The following is a 17,768-nucleotide window of genomic DNA, read 5'->3' on the forward strand; positions in this document are numbered from 1 at the left end:
GCTGACCGGGCACCGACAGTAGATCAGTATTCCGTCCGCGTCGGTGGAACGGCGCTACCCTGCGAACGTGCGCCCTGCTGTGCTTCCTTTGCCGCTCCGGTCAGGCCCTTGATGCCTTCGATGGCGCCAATGATGCTGGAGAATTCGGCCGGGATGATGACTGTCCGCTGCTGCGGGCTGGTTGCCAGTTTCTCGAACGCTGCGACATAGGCCTGGCCGAGGAAGTAGTTGATCGCATTGACATCGCCCTTGGCGATCGCCTCGCTGACCATGGCGGTCGCCTTGGCTTCGGCCTCGGCTTCGCGTTCACGGGCTTCGGCGTCGCGGAAGGCCGCTTCGCGCCTGCCCTCGGCTTCCAGGATTTGCGCCTGCTTCTGGCCTTCTGCCTTGAGGATGGCCGCTTGCTTGTCGCCTTCAGCCGTCAGGATTTCCGCTCGCTTGAGGCGCTCGGCTTTCATCTGGCGGTTCATGGCTTCGGTAATGTCGGCAGGCGGGCTGAGGTCCGCGATCTCGATCCGCGTTACCTTCACGCCCCAGGGATTGGTCGCCGCATCGATGACGTGCAGCAGGCGCGCATTGATGTCGTCGCGGTTTGAAAGAACCTCATCGAGATCCATCGAGCCGACCACGGTACGGATATTGGTCAGCGAAAGATTCTGGATGGCGTTGTGGAGATTGTTGACCTCATAGGCCGCCGAGACCGCATCGATCACCTGGATGAACACAATGGCGTCGCACGACACCATGGCATTATCCTTGGTGATGACTTCCTGCTGGGGCACGTCCAGCACGGTCTCCATCATGTTCATCTTGCGTCCGACCTTCTGGTAGACCGGCATGATGAAATGCAGCCCGGGAGTCAGGGTTTTCGTATAGCGGCCGAAATTCTCGACCGTCCAATTGTACCCCTGAGGGACCTGCTTGACCGTGGACACGATCAGTATGAGGCCGACCACTGCAATCAGCACCGGCACTGTCATTAGAAAATCCATGGAACCCTCTCCGTTTCAACTAACTTTCATGTGGGGGAGGATTTGCCGATAATCAATAATAAAGTGACGAAATCGGCGCGCCCGGTCCCCCCGAACGCGCCGATAATGGCTTGATTTGTTTAACAGATACTACGCAAGCAGCCCTAAAGCTGGCCGAGCAGATAATCGGCGCTGGAGACCTTGAATTCAGGCCCCTCTTCGACGTTGAGCTCTGACACCACGCCGTCCTTGACCAGCATGGAATAGCGCTGCGACCGCTTGCCCATTCCGAAGCCGGACGCGTCCATCTCGAGACCGAGTGCCGACGCGAACGCGCCATTGCCATCCGCCAGCATGCGCACGGTCTGCTCGGCGCCCGCCGACTTGCCCCAGGCGCTCATCACGAACACATCATTGACCGAAGTGCAGACAATCTCGTCAACGCCCTTGGACTTCATGTCGCCAGACTTGTCGATGAAGCCCGGCAGGTGGCGGGCCGAACAGGTCGGCGTATAGGCGCCCGGCACAGCGAAGAGCGCGATGGTCTTGCCATCGAAGACATCAGCCGTTGTGCGCGGCTGGGGGCCGTCATTGGTCATTTCCATAAAAGTTGCTTCGGGAAGCTTGTCGCCGACCTTGATGCTCATCTGTTTCTCTCCTTGCAGATTTCACTTTGCACATAAGGCTGGCGCGCTGCTGCGGCAAGGCGCATCGCCCTTGCCAAATGGCAACGCATGCCCCAGCCTTCCCCTCAATGGAGGCCCCTGGCGCATGAATACCGACCTTACCGGCAAATTGTTGATCGCCCTTCCCGGCATAGGCGACCCGCAATTTTCCCGTTCGGTCATCCTGCTGTGCGCCCACTCGCCGGACTTCGCGATGGGCATTGTCCTGAACAAGCCGATGGAAGGAATCCGCCTGCCGGAACTGTTCGATCAACTGGACGTGTCGACGGAACTCGGCGCCCCGGATGCCTGCGTGCTCAATGGCGGCCCGGTCAGCACAGAGCGCGGCTTCGTCATCCATACAGGCGACGTCATCAGCGAGGGGGCGACACTGGAAATCGATGGGGTCTTCTGCATGACCGCCACCCGCGACATGCTGGAGATGATCGGCTCCAGCGCTGCGCCGCGCAAGTCGGTGCTGGCGCTGGGCTATTCTGGCTGGGGCGCCGGCCAGCTGGAAATGGAGCTGGCGGCCAATGCCTGGCTGGTGGGTGATCCCGATGACGACATTGTGTTCGGCGATGATCACGGCCAGAAATGGACCCACGCGCTCGGCCGCATGGGAGTCGATTCCGGCCGGTTGCAGATCGATGGCGGCTCGGCCTGATCAGGCTGTCAGGAAAGCGGCCGCCGATTCCGCATTCATTGGACGGGCAAATGCGAAACCCTGAACATGGTCAAAACCCAGCCCGCGCAACAGCACGGCGTCATCCTTGTCCTCGACCCCCTCTGCCGTGCTGGTCATGCCAAGGCGGCTCGCCAGCAAGGTGATGGTGGAGAGGATCGTGTCGATGCGCTGCTGGCCCAGGCGGCATGTCAGACCGTGGTCGATCTTCAGGCTGTCGGCCGGCAGGTCCGCGAGCCACTCGAATGAGGAATGCCCCGTCCCGAAATCATCAAGCACCAGCCCGGCACCGACGGCTTTCAGCGCCATCGCCGCGGCCAGCGCATGGCTGGCATCGCGCAGCGCTGCCTGCTCGGTCAACTCGATCCTCAGGGCGCGGGGCGGCAGCTTGTAGCCGTTCATCAGCGCCTCGACCAGTGCCGGCACAGTGCCCCGCGCCAGGTCGCGCGCCGTCAGGTTCACGTGCATGAACACATCATCCCGCCCGGACCGTTCCCGCAGCATGGCCAGCGTCTCGGCTGACCGGATCAGCATATTGGAGGCCAGCGCCTCGTCTTCATAGCGGCTCGGCGGCGATGTCCCCTCGGCGCCATCCCACCGCGCGAGCGCCTCGAAGCCAGCAATCCGGCCATCGCGCAGCGAGATGATCGGCTGGTAGACTGGCGCAAGGTCCGGTCCGGGTTTCAGGTCTGACGGATCGATTTCCGGGAAATCATCTCCGACAAGCAGCATGCCGCGTGCCTCCGACCGCCCGATGAAGGCGCCGACAAGATGCACGTCCCGCCCGTTCGACAGGCGCAGCGCACAGCGCACCGGCCCTTCGCCTGTGCCAAGCGCTTTGCCGAGGCGGCCGCGGCTCAATCCCTCCAGCATCTGTTCCAGCGCCGTGATCGACCAGTCGCCCGACATATCTGACAGGAATGTCGCCTTCGGCGCGTTGATGGCGAGGCGCTGCGTCGGCGCATGCCAGTGCCAGTTGCCGTGAGGCTGTGAAGGTTGAGGCTTTGCCATTAAGTTGAATCTAGCCGTGATTTTGTGGCCTGACGAGGCCGAAAAGGACGTGATCGCGACGTTCGCCTGCAATCTCGAGGTAGCCACGCGCATAGCCCTCTTCCTCGAAGCCTGCCGTTTCAAGCACTTTGCGCGACCGGTTATTCTCTGCCAGCGTACCCGCATCGATGCGCCACAGGCCGAGGCGGTCGAAGCCCCAGGCGGTCAACGCGATCACGGCTTCGCGCATGTAGCCTGACCCCTCAAAATCGGCCCCGAGCCAATAGCCGAGGCTGGCGCTGGAGGCCGGCCAGGTGCGGACATGCGTCAGCGATGCCCCCCCGATCAACGTATTGTCGGATACGCGGCGGATCAGGAACACATAGGCCTGCGCGTTTTTCCATGCCGCGTTCCAGGCTTTCAACCGCCGTGCCCAGTCCGCTTTCGAGTTCGCGTCTCCCGGCCAGACAGGTTCCCACGGTTCGAGATGCGCGCGGCTCGCCGTCCGCAGTGCCGCCCAGTCCTCATAGTCGCTCTTGCGGGGTGGTTCGAGGACAAGGCGCTCGCTGGCAATCAGTGTATCGCGCTGGGTGACGGCCATCAGGGGACCGTGTGTGTCTTGGCTTCAATCGCGCCGCGTATGGCGGACAGGTCGGCCGGCAAGCGGTCGAAGACCTCGCCCCGCGCCAGCAGCGCGCCGCTCCGATGGGGCAGCGGCGCGTCAAGGCCCGTGGCCTCTTTCACGGTTTCCGGGAACTTGGCCGCCGCCGCCGTCGCCAGCACGATTGTCGCGATGTCGCTGCGCGGCAACTGGCGCGCCCGGAACGTGCCGACAGCCGTGTGCGGGCAGATCAGCCAGCCCGTCTCGGCTTCGAACCGGGCCATTTCCGCCAGCGTATCAGCGTTGCTCACGGTCGCCGCCGTGATGCCGACACAGCCCAGACGGCCGATGGCCGTCTCTGGCAACGCGGCTTCACCGGCCTGCTTGTAGCGGTCATAGACACTGCGCACGGCGTCGCCGTCCCGGCCTGTCGCTTCATACAGAAGCCGCTCGAAATTCGACGGTACGGAAATATCCATGGCTGGGCTCGGCGTGGCGACCGCCGGGGCGCGCGACATGACGCCTGTGTTGAACAGGCGTGCCAGCGCGTCATTCTCGTTGACCGCGCAGGCGATCTCGAAGCCACCGGTCATCAGGCCGCAGCGTGCGGCGACATAGCCGGCCAGCGCGTCACCCATGTTTCCGCTCGGCACAACGAAGCGGATCTTTCTGCCGAGCGCGGCTTGCGCGGTTGCATAGTAAACCGACTGGGCCGCAATCCGGGCCCAGTTGATCGAGTTGACGCCCGACAGGCCCACGCTATTGGCGAACGCCTTGTCCGCGAACAGCGATTTGACGATCGCCTGGCAGTCATCAAAGTCACCATCAACCGCCAGGTTGGTCACATTGGACGCTCCGGTCGTGGTCATGAACAGGCGCTGGACGGGCGAAATGCGCTCATGCGGATGCAGGATGAACAGGTCCGCATGCCGGGCGCCGGCAAAGGCCGCAGCTGCCGCGCCGCCCGTATCGCCGGAAGTTGCGCACACGATCGACAGGCGCTTGCCGCTCTTGCCCAGCATGTAATCGTAGAGCTGGGCGATGATCTGCATCGCCACATCCTTGAAGGCCAGCGTCGGGCCGTGGTGGAGTTCCATCAGCCAGAGGCCCGCGCCCGCCTGCGTCAGCGGGGCAACGGAATGGTGGGCAAAGCTGGCATAGGCGCGCTCGCACATGGCCAGCATGTCAGTCTCGGGAATCGCGTCGCCCGCAAAGGCGGACAGGATGCGTGCCGCGACCTGCGCGTAGGGTTCATCAGGTCCGGCCGGCGCAATCTGCGGATAGGTTTCCGGCACATAGAGGCCGCCATCGGGGGCGAGGCCCGCAAGGCAGGCGCCGACGAAATCAACCGGTGCGGCCTGTCCGCGTGTCGAAACATATTTCACGCATCGCTCCCTTTGCGAAATCTCAGGCGACCCTGCTGGTAGTGGAAGGCGAGATACACGCCGATCAGCGCCATGGCGAGCCCCCACCAGGTGATCGCATAGCCAAAATGGCGCTGTGGCGGCAATTCGCTGTCGGCCCGCACCCGGGCAAACGGATTCTCGCCCACCATGGTACGGCCATTCTCGGTCAGCTGAACCGTTTCGGGCTCGAAGACGCGCCCGTCGACACGGCCAGCCAGATCGGCTGGCAGCACCGCTGCCAGCACCGCCGGATCCAGCGTGTAATAGATGCCGGTCTGGGGACTGTCCTCACCGCTGAACGCATTACGCCCGCGCGGCACCTGGTAGAGCCCCCGCGCCGCATAGCGAAGGCCGGCGTTGCAATCGGGCCCTTCGCAGGGACTGGGCGGTTCGACCTGATAGATGATCTCGGTTGGCGTGAAGACCACGTCGGGTCCGGTATCAATGGCCACCACACGCCGCCAGGCTGCATTCGCATCGACATAGGCATAGACCATGGTTTCACTGCCCGGAACCACCGAGCCATCAATCAGGGCCCATTCCGGCTCTGCCCTGTCGAGCGCCATCTTTTCGGTGAAACGGCCATATTGCCAGTTCCCGAGCCAGACCAGGATGACCAGGCTGGCCAGCGTGAACAGCGTAAGCACAGGAAGCGGACGGAAAGTCATGGCGGGTCTTGAGGCCTTTTATGAAAAAGGCCCGCCGGGCGGTTTGACGCGCCGGCGGGCCTGGGTTCGGATCAGGTTCGCGTCAAGGCGCTTACTTGCCGCCTTCCATGATGAGGTAGGGCGCAACGTAGACGAACGCGAAGAGGAACAACCAAACAACATCAACGAAGTGCCAGTACCAGGCCGCGAATTCGAAGCCGAGATGCTTGGTCGGCGTCATGCCGCCCATCATCAGGCGCAGCAGGCAGATCGCGAGGAAGATCGTACCGATCACGACGTGCGCGCCGTGGAAGCCGGTGGCCATGAAGAAAGCCGAGCCATAAAGCGTGCCGTCATAGGTGAAGCCGGCATGGCTGTACTCAAGTACCTGCAGCGCGGTGAAGCCGAGGCCGAGCAGGACCGTCAGCAGCAGGCCGAGCTTGGCACCCGACCGGTCGCCATGCTGGAGTGCGTGGTGTGCCCAGGTCACGGTCGTGCCGGACAGGAGCAGGACCAGCGTATTGATCAGGGGCAGGTGGAATGGGTCAAACGTCTCGACGCCTGCCGGTGGCCAGTCATTGAACTTGGCCAGCGCATCCGCATAAAGCGGGTTGGTTGCGTCCCACGTGCTGCCGGTGCGGGCAGACTCATAGATCGTGAACTCAAAGAAGCCCCAGAACCAGGCAACGAAGAACATCACTTCGGACGCGATGAACAGGATCATGCCATAACGCAGGCCGATGCTGACAACCGGCGTGTGGTCGCCGAGCGCCCCCTCCTTGGCCACTTCGCGCCACCAGCCGATCATGACCCAGGCGACCATGGCGAAACCGATGGCCATGAGCCACCATGAGCCTGCTGCAAGGCCGAACAGGCCTTTCATATAGGTCACACCGCCCACCGCCAGCACGAGCACGGCCAGGGAACCGAGCAGTGGCCACGGGGAGGGATTTACGAGGTGGTAATCATGTTTGACATCGCCGCTGGACATGGCTTGGAAAACCCCTTGAAATTATCACGTATAGCTCTGCGCTGTTTAGCCCGCTCCGCGCCGGAAACGCAACAGTCTCAGCCTGGCGAGGCCGAATTCGCCGCACCCCGGGCTTCCTGATTAAGCGGTCCCTTATAGGTCGAACTGTCGAAAAACGTATAGCTAAGCGTAATCGTCTCGAGCTGGCTGGCGACATGATCTTCGATCATATCTGGCGAAACGAAGTAGACGATCGGCAGTTTCTTTGATTCGAACGGCGCAATGACGCGCTCCTCGAAACAGAAACATTCCAGCTTGTAGAAATACGGCCCGGCAAAATGCGGCGTCACATTATAGCTCGCGATGACGCGAATCGGCTTGTCGGTTGGATTTTCGACTTCATAGAAGGCGAGACCGTGCTGGCCGATCTTTACCGTCTGTTCGCGCTGCAGCGGACGGAAAATCAGCGCCGTGTCCGCCACGTTCGCGTCGAAACGCATGGTGATTTCCTGATCGAGGATCGTATCCGGCGCGCGCGTCGCAATCCGCGTCGTGCCCCCGAAACCCGTGATCTGGCAGAAACTTTTGTAGAGCGGCTCGGCCATGAAGGCGAGGCCCAGCATGCCAAGGAAGACGCCGCCGGCTGTCAATCCGATGGTGCGGTTCGAGAATTTCATTCGGGCGCCTCTTCGGGCTCAAGTCCGGCGGGCGGAGCCGCCTGTTCTTCGGTCATGCCGGGCGGCAGGGCCGGCGCCTCCTGCAATGGCGCTCGGGCCTTCTTGTTCGGGCTGTAATAGAAGCTGGCACCCTCGCTCAGGTCAGTGCTCGACAGGCGGATGACGGTTGTGACGCCGACCAGTACGACAAAACCGAACAGCGCCAGGCCGAGCCAGACATTCCGCTTGTTGCGCGCGGCGAGCGCTTCAGGGTCCAGCCTGGCCGCGGGCGTAAACTCCCCGGCATAGGGTTCTTTCTCGTCAGCCATCTAGAAGCCCTTCACAGCGAAAAACAGGCCGGTCGCATGCTCGAAAATTACCGCAGCAAAGACCAGGAACAGGTAGAGAATTGAAAACAGGAACATGGACTTTGCGAGCTTCTTCTCCGCGTCGCTGCAACCGGCATCGCCCGCATTCGACCGGAACACGCGCACGGCGTAGGACAGGAAGACCACGCCAAGCACAGCGGCCGTGACCGCATAGATCCAGCCGCCGAGGCCCGTGAGTACAGGTGTCAGCGCGAGTGGCACCAGCAGGATCGTATAGAGCAGCATCTGCAGGCGGGTGGCCTTCGCCCCATGGGTCACCGGCAACATCGGCACACCGGCCTTCTCGTATTCGCCATGGGCCAGCAGGCTGAGCGCCCAGAAGTGCGGCGGCGTCCAGAAGAAGATGATCGCGAACAGGATCCACGCATCCAGTGGCATATTGCCCGTCACGGCGGCCCAGCCGATCACCGGTGGGAATGCCCCTGCCCCGCCGCCGATGACAATGTTCTGCGGCGTCGAGCGCTTCAGCCACATCGTATAGATGACGCCATAATAGAAGATAGAAAATGCCAGCAGGGCCGCCGCGATCCAGTTCGAGGCGAGCCACATCAGCATGACCGAAACGCCGGACATGATGAGACCCATGGCAATCGCTTCCTCGCGCGGCACCGCGCCTGACGGGATTGGCCGGGTCGAGGTGCGCGTCATGATCGCGTCGATATCGGAATCGAACCACATGTTGATGGCCCCGGCCGCGCCAGACCCGAGCGCAACCGCCAGAAGGGCGATGGCGCCCATTAGCGGGTTGATCGGCGTGCCGGTAACGCTGGCTGCAGCGATCAGGCCGGCTGCCGCCGTGAAGACGACCAGCATCATGATGCGCGGCTTCATCAGGTTCACGTAATCGCTAGCGGTTGCATAGCGCCGTGCGGGCGTGGCGGGTGCATCGGTCATGGTCAAAGCCTTATGAGCCATTCAAGCGAAACGGCCCATACGCCTTTTCAGCGCAGGGCCGCCCGATTTTGTGTTGCCTGCCAGCGGCCGATACCGGGCGGGCGGCGCGAGCGAGCTAGTGGCCGCCCTTGGTCGTGACGTGCGGCAGCTCGTTATACTGGTGGAACGGAGGCGGCGATGGCAGCGTCCATTCCAGCGTTGTGGCACCTTCGCCCCATGGATTGGCGACACCCTTGCGGCGGCGGATCATCGCTTCGGCAAGGCCGATGAAGAAGATCAGCGTCGCGACCAGCGTGATGGCGTAACCAACCGACGAGATATAATGCCAGGTGGCGAAGCCGTCTGCATAATCGATATAGCGGCGCGGCATACCCTGCAGGCCAAGGAAGTGCTGCGGGAAGAACAGGACGTTCGAGCCCACGAACATCAGCCAGAAGTGCAGGCCGGCGATCATGCCATTATACTTGATGCCGAACATTTTCTCGAACCAGTAATACCAGCCGGCGAACAGGCCGAACACGGCGCCAAGCGAGAGCACATAGTGGAAGTGTGCCACGACGTAATAGGTGTCGTGCAGGGCGTGGTCGATACCGGCATTGGCCAGCACGACGCCGGTCACGCCACCGACCGTGAACAGGAAGATGAAGCCGATGGCCCAGAGCATGGGCACCTTGAACTCGATGGAGCCGCCCCACATGGTGGCGATCCACGAGAAGATCTTGATGCCGGTCGGCACCGCGATGACCATGGTCGCAGCGATGAAATAGGCCTTCAGGTCCACATTCATGCCGACTGTGTACATGTGGTGCGCCCACACGACGAAGCCGATCACGCCGATCGAGACCATGGCATAGGCCATCCCGAGATAGCCGAAGATTGGCTTCTTGGAGAAAGTCGACACGATGTGGCTGACAATGCCGAAGGCCGGCAGGATCATGATGTAGACTTCGGGGTGACCGAAGAACCAGAACAGGTGCTGGAACATGATCGGGTCGCCGCCACCCGCCGGATTGAAGAATTGCGAGCCGAAATTGCGGTCTGTCAGCAGCATGGTCAGCGCGCCTGCGAGAACCGGCAGGGACAGGAGCAGCAGGACGGCCGTGACGAGAACGCCCCAGGCGAACAGCGGCATCTTGTGCATGGTCATGCCGGGGGCACGCATGTTCAGGATGGTCACGATGAAGTTGATGGCGCCAAGGATGGACGCGATACCGGCCGTGTGCAGCGACAGGATGAGAAGGTCCATGGCCGGGCCGGGGTGGCCAGTCGTGGATGAGAGCGGCGGGTACAGAACCCAGCCACCGCCAAAGCCATTGCCAGCCGATGTGCCTGGAACCGTCATGGAGATACAGGCCAGCACGAATGCGGCCACCGTCAGCCAGAACGAAATATTGTTCATGCGCGGGAAGGCCATGTCCGGCGCGCCGATCATCAGCGGCACGAACCAGTTGCCAAAGCCGCCGATCAGCGCGGGCATGACCATGAAGAAGATCATGATCAGGCCGTGATAGGTGATTACGGTATTGTAGAAATGCTTGGCTTGCGCGATGGCCGCGTCGCCCTGAACACCCTGGAACTGCTCGACAATCCAGAGCATTGGGCCGATGCCCGGCTCAGCCAGTTCCCAGCGGATCAGGCCGGACAGCGCATAGCCGACAATGCCCGCACAGAGTGCGAAGATGAGGTAGAGTGTGCCGATGTCCTTGTGGTTCGTCGACAGGAACCAGCGCTTGAAGAAGCCAGGTGTGTGGGCGTGATCATCGTGGTGATGGTCGAGGGCGATTTCATCCATTGGCATGGCGTATCTACTCTTCTCTCAAAGCTTAATTGTTGGCGGCGAGCTGCGTGCTCGGCTCAAGTGCGGCCATTGTCCGGACCGACGCTGCGGCGGCATCATAGTCACCGGCCATCATCATCTCTGCCCAGGCATCGAACTGGGCCTGCGATACGACCCGCACCTCGATTGGCATGTAGGCGTGATCCACACCGCACAGTTCGGAACACTGGCCATAATAGACGCCCGGCTCGTCCACGAGGAACCAGCCCTCGTTCAGGCGCCCTGGCACGGCGTCCGTCTTGACGCCGAAAGCCGGAACCGTCCACGAGTGGATGACGTCCGCGGCAGCAGTGTAATAGCGTATGTAGCGGCCGACCGGTATGACCATGGGATAGTCGACGGCCAGGTTGCGCGGGCGCATGTCCGTGTCGGTCGGATCCGCCGAGGTTCCCTTGTGGATACCGTTGGAAACGAATTCGAGCGGAAAGCCGTCCGCATCGACGATGTCGGGATAGGAATAGGTCCAGTTCCACTGGTTGCCCTGTGCCTTGACGTTGACGAAGCCCAGCGCGGCCGCATCGGGGAAATTGTTCTTGGTGTAGCGCTCGTATTCAGCCGATTTGCCGTCGGCGAGCAGCGCCGCTGATTCGGTCTGGATCTTTTCGAGGTTCGGCACGACATCCTGATAATAGAGATTCGGGAAGGACAGGCCGGCGATCGCGACAAGGATGAGCGCCGGCACAACCGTCCAGATCACCTCGATCAGCGAATTATGGCTGAATTTCCGGGACACGGGGTTTGCCTTGCTGTTGTAGCGTACCATCACCCACACCAACAGGATCGACACGAAGATCGTGATCGCGGTGATGATCCACATGACATAGTCATCGTGGAAGAAGTGAACGCGCTCTGCAATGCGCGTAGCAGCAGGCTGGAAGCCGAGCGCACCGTCGACAGGCGTGGCAGCAAACGCCGGTGCAGCCAGAATTGAAGCGCACAAGGCGGCAATGAAGTGTCGCACGAAGGAATCCTCGTCTCGTTGGAATTGCTCCGCTGTATCTATATCAGACCGCCCCTGCAACCCAGCAGTTTTCGCGCTCAATATTGTCGCAGGCGCTCGCCGCTAACGGCCAAACATGCTATTATTGCCAAAACGAAAACATAAGGGAGACGACAATGAGGAAAATAGCGACATTCACTGCGATTGCTTTCGTTCTCTCAGCTCCGTTCGCAACAGCACAGGTCTCGATCATTGGCGGCGGTATCGCCAAGGACTGCTATGAAGCGGCCAAATACCAGCGCACCTCGCCTGGCGAGGGCGAGAAACTCTGCACCCGCGCCATCGAATCCGAGCTGATGAACGTCACGAACAAGGCCGCCACATATACCAATCGCGGCGTTTTGCGGATGCGATCCGGACGGCTCGACGCCGCCCTGTCCGATTATGACATCGCCAAGCGGATGCGACCGGAGGAAGGCGCCACCTATCTGAACGAAGGCGCGGCGCACATCCTGCGCAAGGACTTCAATGCCGCCCTCGTGTCGCTGGACAAGGCAATCGAACTCGATTCCCACGACCTTTACGCTGCATATTACAACCGGGCGATCGCCAAGGAAAATACCGGCGACATCCAGGGGGCCTATTTTGACTTCAAACGGGCAGATGAACTGAACCCCGATTGGGACCTCGCCAAACGCCAGATGGCCCGCTTCCAGGTGACAACAAACTAGACTTTTCGCGAGCGCTCTCGACCCCCGTCAGGGCGAGAGTTTTCGCGGAATGTGGAACCAAAATCTGCCATCGCCGTTCCCTTTCCAAGCCTCTCTGGAAAAGGAAAAAAACTCATGCTGCGCTGGGCTATCATCTTTCTCGTCGTCGCACTTGTTGCGGCCGTTCTTGGTTTTGGTGGAATTGCGGGCACAGCCGCCGGCATTGCCAAAATCCTCGCCCTGATCTTCATCGTCCTGTTTGTGGTCTCGCTGATCTTTGGCGGGCTGCGCAAAGGATGACCTCGGCGTCATCCGAAATCTCGGATGAGCCGAAGCGAGCGCCCAACCATCACAGCTGGGCGCTCGTTGGCATATTCTGGATCATGGCCCTGAGCGTCCTGACCATCGCCCAGGGCCTGATCGTTCCCATTGTGACAGCCATGTTGCTGGCGCTGATCTTCAGCCCAGTTCGCCGTGCCCTCGGGCGGATGGGCCTGTCCTCAGGCATATCAGCGGCGATTATCCTGCTGACCCTGCTCGGCAGCCTGGGCACACTCGGATATTTCGTATCGGACGCTGTGAAGGACAGCCTCGCGGAGGCACCGCACATGATCGGGGAGGTCGGTGTCAAGCTGAAGGAACTGACGGGCACCGTCCAGCCCGTCATGGACGCCTCCGAGCAGATCCAGGACATGGCCACAAGCGAACCTGCGACCGACACGGTGACAATCCGCGAGCCGGGTTTCATGGCCGGGTTTACCGACCGAGCGCCGATAGTTGCCGGCCAGATCGTGATCTGCCTGACGCTGACCTTCTTCCTGATTGCCTCCGGCAACCTGTTCTATGAAAAACTGGTGCAGGTCATGCCGACGCTGAAGGACAAGCGGCGGGCGCTGGCCGTCGCGCGGGCCATCGAGAACCAGCTCTCGGTCTATCTCCTGACAATCACCCTTATCAATATGGGACTGGGTGTTACGATCGGTCTCACCATGTGGGCCCTCGGGATGCCGGATCCGCTCCTGTTCGGGCTGGCAGCATTCCTGCTCAATTATATCCCCTATATCGGTGCCATGGCAGGCGTGCTGGCATCCTTTCTCGTGGCGCTGGTCACCTTCGACTCGGCGACGGCTGCGCTCCTCCCGGCTGCCTGCTTCTGGGCGCTGACCTCATTTGAAGGCCAGTTCGTCACCCCTGTCCTTGTTGGCCGGCGGCTGAGACTGAACGCTGTTGTCGTATTCGTCTCCTTCGCCCTCTGGGCCTGGCTCTGGTCCTTCATGGGCATGCTGCTCGCCACCCCGATGCTTCTGACCATGAAGGTCGTGTCGGATCATGTTCCCAGCATGGCCGCCTTTGGCAAGTTCCTTGCTGACCGGGATGACCTGTCACGATCGGACAGGCGCATCCTGAAATATATTTTCCGTCGTGATGTGCCCCTCAGCAAACGGCAGGAGGCGCGCGAAGCGAAAGAGGCGAGAAACGCGAAGACGAACACGCCCGCACGTCCCCTTCCGGATGCAAGCCCCGGCCCCGAAGCCAATATCACTGCGTGACAGGCTTTGCCCTTGCTGCGGGCGCCGATCACCCGCATTTAGGGTGCATGACCCAGACCCAATTGCCTTTCGATGTCGCCCGCGCTGCGGATATCCTTTCTGATGCCGTCTCTGGCGGCGACGATGGTGACCTGTTCATTGAGCGCTCGCGCTCTGAAAGTTTCATGTTCGATGACGGGCGGCTGAAATCGGCCGCATTCGACACCGAGCAGGGCTTTGGCCTGCGCGTCGTGGCCGGTGAAGCCCAAGGCAGCGGCTATGGATCGGAACTGTCACTTGGCGCCATCACACGCGCGGCGCAAACCGCCTCACAGGCCAAGCGCGGCTATTCCGGCAAACTGGCAGATGGCCCGCAGCCAACCAACCGGCGCCTCTACGCACCGATTGACCCGACATCCGCGCCTGATTTTACCGTGAAGACCGGCCTTCTGGCTGAAATCGATGCGTGGACCCGGGCCCTCGATCCGCGTGTGGTTCAGGTGTCCGTCTCGCTTGCCGGCAGCCATCGTGAGGTCGATATCATCCGGCCCGACGGCGCCGTATTCTCCGAGGTGCGTCCTCTGGTGCGTCTGAATGTGTCCGTCACGCTTGAGGAAAACGGCCGCCGCGAATCGGCCAGTGCAGGCGCCGGTGGCCGGGCGGCCTATGACGAATGGATCCAGCCGGAACGCTGGCAGGGCATGGTCCGCCGGGCGCTCGGCAAGGCCTCCGTGAATCTCCGGTCAATCCCCACGCCTGCGGGCGTGATGGAAGTCGTGCTCGGCCCGGGCTGGCCCGCCGTTCTGCTGCACGAAGCCGTCGGACATGGGCTTGAGGGCGACTTCAACCGCAAGGGCACGAGTGTCTATGCCGGACGGATCGGCGAACAGGTCGCCGCCAAGGGCGTCACGGTGATCGACGATGGCAGTATCGAAGCGCGGCGCGGCTCGCTCTCCTTCGACGATGAGGGCACGCCGACCCAGCGCACGGTCCTGATCGAAGACGGCATCCTGAAAGGCTATATGCAGGACCGCCTCAACGCACGCCTGATGGGCGTCGCACCGACCGGCAATGGCCGGCGCGAAAGCTATGAGGCGCAGACCATGCCACGCATGACCAATACGGTCATGCTCGGCGGCGACAGGGACCCGGACGAAATTGTCGCCTCGATCAAGCGCGGCCTCTGGGCCGTGGACTTCGGTGGCGGTCAGGTCGACATCACCTCCGGCAATTTCGTATTCCAGTGCACCGAGGCCTATCTGGTCGAGAACGGCAAGATCGTTGCGCCCGTGAAAAACGCGACGCTGATCGGCCACGGACCGACCGTACTGCAGCAGGTATCGATGATCGGTAATGACTTTGCCATGGATGATGGCGTCGGCGTCTGCGGCAAGGCCGGACAGTCGGTTCCCGTAGGCGTCGGCCAGCCAACGCTCAAGGTCGGTGCCCTGACCGTAGGCGGCGCAGGCTAAAATTCCTGTCATGATTAACGCTGACTCTTGCGGCCGCGCGAGGGTTTTGCCACTTTATCGCCACAATAGGGCGCGCCGCCGTTACGGATGTCGCGCCTTTTGCGTAAAGGGTGACACGACGGATGCGACGCAAATTCCTGACTTTGGTCTGTGCAACCATTGGACTGGGCAGTTCGGCGCTGGCCGACATCGAAACACTATCGGCCGATACGGCCTTCCAGATGTCCCAGAAAGGCGAGCTCATCCTGATTGACGTGCGCACGCCCTCTGAATGGGCAATGACAGGCATGCCCCGCGACAGCGTCGGTGCAACCCTTCAGGACATCGACTTTGTTGCGCGGGCGCGCGGAGCGGTATTTGGCGACCTTGAGCACCCGGTCGCGGTGATCTGCAAATCCGGCAACCGCTCAACCTCTGCGGCCCAGAAGCTCGTCTCGGAAGGCTTTGCCCACGTGTTCAACGTCACCGAAGGCATGGCCGGACACCTCGGCACCGACGACGGCTGGATCAAGCGTGGCCTGCCCACCGATCCCTTCAATCCTCCCATGCGATAGCCGGTCGGGCATCTGCAACGAAAAAGGGCGGCCCGCAAAGGCCGCCCTTTTGTTTTGAAGCTGCGGTGCGTCTAGACCATCTCGCCTTCATCGGTTTTCATCCAGCTCTTGATAAGCGGCGATATGAGCAACATCCCGACCGCAATGCCAACGCCGATATAGCCAACCGAGCTGTAGACGCTGACATAAGTCGCCTTTGCGGCTGCCATGTCCGTCAGCTGACCACCAATCGTCTCCGAGCCCGTCGAGCGGGCGATGACGCCCGCAAGGAAGTTTGAAAGGCCGGAATACAGGAACCAGGCACCCATTGTCATGCCGACCACCTGCGCCGGCGCCAGCTTGGTGACAGCAGACAGGCCGACCGGAGACAGCATGAGCTCTGCCATCGTGTGGATCCAGTAGATCAGGAAGATGAACAGGACAGGCGTCATGGCCGACGGCCCAACCGTCTGGATGCCTGCCACGAGCGCGAGGAAGCCGAGGCCGACGCCGAACACACCGATGGCGAATTTCACGGGCGTGGAAGGCTCCTTGTTGCGCTTGGCCAGCCATATCCATAGCCACGCAATGATCGGCGCGAAAATGAAGATGAAGCCGGCATTCAGTGACTGGAACACAGGCGCTGGCACCGACCATCCAAGAAGTGTGCGATCGACCAGTCGGTCAGTGAACAGGTTCAGCGAGGAACCGGCCTGTTCGAACAGCGCCCAGAACGGGATCTGCGCGAGGACAAAATAGATCGCCGCGAACATCCGGTTGCGTTCGGTCCCCTTCAGCCGAAGGAACGCATAGCTGACGAGGAACAGGAACATCAGGACGCCAATCGGGCCGAGTATGCCGCCAACGATTTCCTCGTTCATCACAAGCAGCATCGAGACGGCGATCATCAGGAGGCCTGCCAGGTAGCAGGCCCATTCCACGTTGATCGGACCAAGCACGGACTTCTTGAGTTTCGCCTCATCTGGCGGATCGGCGCGGCCGCCGAGGAATTTCTGCCCCCAAAGGAAAACGACCAGGCCGGCCAGCATGCCGATACCCGCGAGGCCGAAGCCCCAGGCCCAGCCATACACGATACCGAGGATGCCGCAGGTGATGGAGGACAGGAAAGAGCCGAGATTGATGCCCATGTAGAACAGAGTGAATCCCGAGTCGCGGCGCACATCGCCAACATTGTAGAGCGTGCCGACAATTGTCGAGATATTTGCCTTCAGGAAGCCGACACCGGCGATGATCAGCGCCAGTGACAGGAACAGGATGTTCTTGAACAGGTCCTGCGTAACGATCTTGGTCTCGTAGGTATCGCGATCAATCCGCTCTGGCAGACCCATGGCGTCCGGATCCGCGATGATGAGCTCATTGGTTTCATTGTCAAAACTGATCAGCGAAGTCTTATCGCCCTGAACGATGATCTGATTGGCATCGCCGCCGCGTCCGTCCAGTGTCAGTTCATATTCGGCGCCGTTAATCGTGGCGATCTGCTGCGAGCCCGACCCCTCGAATGCCATACCGAAATGCCCGAGTACGAGCAGGATGGCCCCGAACGTAACCGCCTTGCGCTGCCCGAGATACCGGTCAGCCAGCGTGCCGCCGATGATCGTCATCACATAGACCAGCGCGGTATAGGCGCCGTAGATCAGCGCGGATTTCTCGTCCGAGAACAGGAAATGCTGCGTCAGATAAATGATAAGCAGGCCGCGCATCCCGTAATAGGAAAAGCGTTCCCACATCTCGGTCAGGAACAGGATGAACAGGCCTTTCGGATGCCCGAAAAAACTGGTGTCTCCCGTAACGGGATCCGGTGTTGATACTGGAATGTCTGTCACAGTGGCCCTCCCCAGGCTCATTGCAGTCT

19 protein-coding genes are annotated in these 17,768 nt (G+C 61.3%); 6 read left to right on the forward strand and 13 right to left on the reverse strand.

Annotated elements, in window-relative coordinates; genetic code table 11:
• Window positions 1-23: 23 nt before the first annotated feature.
• Both ACQ66M_RS02455 and ACQ66M_RS02460 read right to left on the reverse strand, forming a co-directional pair.
• The gene (locus ACQ66M_RS02455) at window positions 24-992 is read right to left on the reverse strand and encodes an SPFH domain-containing protein (protein ID WP_350171259.1); all 969 of its coding nucleotides are present in this window, start codon (window positions 990-992) and stop codon (window positions 24-26) included.
• Between the two features lie 143 nt (window positions 993-1,135).
• Window positions 1,136-1,618, reverse strand: a complete 483-nt coding sequence (locus ACQ66M_RS02460; protein ID WP_350171258.1) for a peroxiredoxin — start codon at window positions 1,616-1,618, stop codon at window positions 1,136-1,138.
• Window positions 1,619-1,742: 124 nt separating this feature from the next.
• Here ACQ66M_RS02460 and ACQ66M_RS02465 point away from each other — a divergent pair, with 124 nt between their 5' ends.
• Complete coding sequence (locus ACQ66M_RS02465; protein WP_350171257.1) at window positions 1,743-2,303, forward strand: YqgE/AlgH family protein; 561 nt, start codon at window positions 1,743-1,745, stop codon at window positions 2,301-2,303.
• Here ACQ66M_RS02465 and ACQ66M_RS02470 read toward each other — a convergent pair whose 3' ends face one another.
• The 10 genes from ACQ66M_RS02470 to coxB form a co-directional block, all read right to left on the reverse strand.
• The gene (locus ACQ66M_RS02470) at window positions 2,304-3,332 is read right to left on the reverse strand and encodes an EAL domain-containing protein (RefSeq protein ID WP_350171256.1); all 1,029 of its coding nucleotides are present in this window, start codon (window positions 3,330-3,332) and stop codon (window positions 2,304-2,306) included.
• A gap of 10 nt (window positions 3,333-3,342) precedes the next feature.
• Window positions 3,343-3,912, reverse strand: coding sequence for a GNAT family N-acetyltransferase (locus ACQ66M_RS02475; RefSeq protein ID WP_350171255.1), 570 nt, complete (start codon window positions 3,910-3,912; stop codon window positions 3,343-3,345).
• The gene (gene thrC / locus ACQ66M_RS02480; protein WP_430401631.1) at window positions 3,912-5,297 is read right to left on the reverse strand and encodes a threonine synthase; all 1,386 of its coding nucleotides are present in this window, start codon (window positions 5,295-5,297) and stop codon (window positions 3,912-3,914) included. Before thrC ends, ACQ66M_RS02475 begins: the two co-directional genes overlap by 1 nt.
• Window positions 5,294-5,986 (reverse strand): SURF1 family cytochrome oxidase biogenesis protein, encoded by a 693-nt coding sequence (locus ACQ66M_RS02485; RefSeq protein ID WP_430401633.1) that lies wholly within the window; start codon window positions 5,984-5,986, stop codon window positions 5,294-5,296. The genes thrC and ACQ66M_RS02485 overlap by 4 nt, the downstream gene beginning before the upstream one ends.
• A gap of 91 nt (window positions 5,987-6,077) precedes the next feature.
• Complete coding sequence (locus ACQ66M_RS02490; protein ID WP_350171252.1) at window positions 6,078-6,956, reverse strand: cytochrome c oxidase subunit 3; 879 nt, start codon at window positions 6,954-6,956, stop codon at window positions 6,078-6,080.
• Window positions 6,957-7,033: 77 nt separating this feature from the next.
• A complete protein-coding gene (locus tag ACQ66M_RS02495; RefSeq protein WP_350171251.1) occupies window positions 7,034-7,612 on the reverse strand; it encodes a cytochrome c oxidase assembly protein in 579 nt (192 codons plus the stop codon).
• Window positions 7,609-7,920, reverse strand: a complete 312-nt coding sequence (locus tag ACQ66M_RS02500) for a hypothetical protein (RefSeq protein WP_350171250.1) — start codon at window positions 7,918-7,920, stop codon at window positions 7,609-7,611. The genes ACQ66M_RS02495 and ACQ66M_RS02500 overlap by 4 nt, the downstream gene beginning before the upstream one ends.
• Window positions 7,921-8,874, reverse strand: a complete 954-nt coding sequence (gene cyoE / locus ACQ66M_RS02505) for a heme o synthase (protein WP_350171249.1) — start codon at window positions 8,872-8,874, stop codon at window positions 7,921-7,923. It lies immediately after the preceding gene.
• A 115-nt stretch (window positions 8,875-8,989) separates the two neighbouring features.
• The gene (gene ctaD, locus ACQ66M_RS02510; RefSeq protein WP_430401635.1) at window positions 8,990-10,672 is read right to left on the reverse strand and encodes a cytochrome c oxidase subunit I; all 1,683 of its coding nucleotides are present in this window, start codon (window positions 10,670-10,672) and stop codon (window positions 8,990-8,992) included.
• Window positions 10,673-10,697: 25 nt separating this feature from the next.
• Window positions 10,698-11,672 carry a cytochrome c oxidase subunit II gene (coxB, locus tag ACQ66M_RS02515; protein WP_350171248.1) on the reverse strand — a complete coding sequence of 325 codons (975 nt, stop codon included), beginning with the start codon at window positions 11,670-11,672 and terminating at the stop codon, window positions 10,698-10,700.
• 155 nt (window positions 11,673-11,827) lie between these two features.
• Here coxB and ACQ66M_RS02520 point away from each other — a divergent pair, with 155 nt between their 5' ends.
• The 5 genes from ACQ66M_RS02520 to ACQ66M_RS02540 all read left to right on the forward strand — a co-directional run bounded on the left by ACQ66M_RS02520 (window position 11,828) and on the right by ACQ66M_RS02540 (window position 15,916).
• Entirely contained in the window at window positions 11,828-12,382 is a 555-nt protein-coding gene (locus tag ACQ66M_RS02520) for a tetratricopeptide repeat protein (RefSeq protein ID WP_350171247.1), read from the forward strand.
• Window positions 12,383-12,496: 114 nt separating this feature from the next.
• Window positions 12,497-12,661, forward strand: a complete 165-nt coding sequence (locus ACQ66M_RS02525; protein WP_350171246.1) for a DUF1328 domain-containing protein — start codon at window positions 12,497-12,499, stop codon at window positions 12,659-12,661.
• Complete coding sequence (locus tag ACQ66M_RS02530; RefSeq protein WP_430401637.1) at window positions 12,658-13,911, forward strand: AI-2E family transporter; 1,254 nt, start codon at window positions 12,658-12,660, stop codon at window positions 13,909-13,911. The genes ACQ66M_RS02525 and ACQ66M_RS02530 overlap by 4 nt, the downstream gene beginning before the upstream one ends.
• A gap of 47 nt (window positions 13,912-13,958) precedes the next feature.
• The gene (tldD, locus tag ACQ66M_RS02535) at window positions 13,959-15,362 is read left to right on the forward strand and encodes a metalloprotease TldD (RefSeq protein ID WP_430401639.1); all 1,404 of its coding nucleotides are present in this window, start codon (window positions 13,959-13,961) and stop codon (window positions 15,360-15,362) included.
• 122 nt (window positions 15,363-15,484) lie between these two features.
• Window positions 15,485-15,916 (forward strand): rhodanese-like domain-containing protein, encoded by a 432-nt coding sequence (locus ACQ66M_RS02540; RefSeq protein WP_350171243.1) that lies wholly within the window; start codon window positions 15,485-15,487, stop codon window positions 15,914-15,916.
• 71 nt (window positions 15,917-15,987) lie between these two features.
• Here the strand turns inward: ACQ66M_RS02540 and ACQ66M_RS02545 are convergent, their stop codons facing one another.
• Entirely contained in the window at window positions 15,988-17,643 is a 1,656-nt protein-coding gene (locus ACQ66M_RS02545) for a peptide MFS transporter (protein WP_430405112.1), read from the reverse strand.
• Between the last annotated feature and the right edge of the window lie 125 nt (window positions 17,644-17,768).

Origin of the sequence: Hyphomonas sp. (genome assembly GCF_965284475.1) — a bacterium.
Taxonomy (GTDB): Bacteria; Pseudomonadota; Alphaproteobacteria; order Caulobacterales; family Hyphomonadaceae; genus Hyphomonas.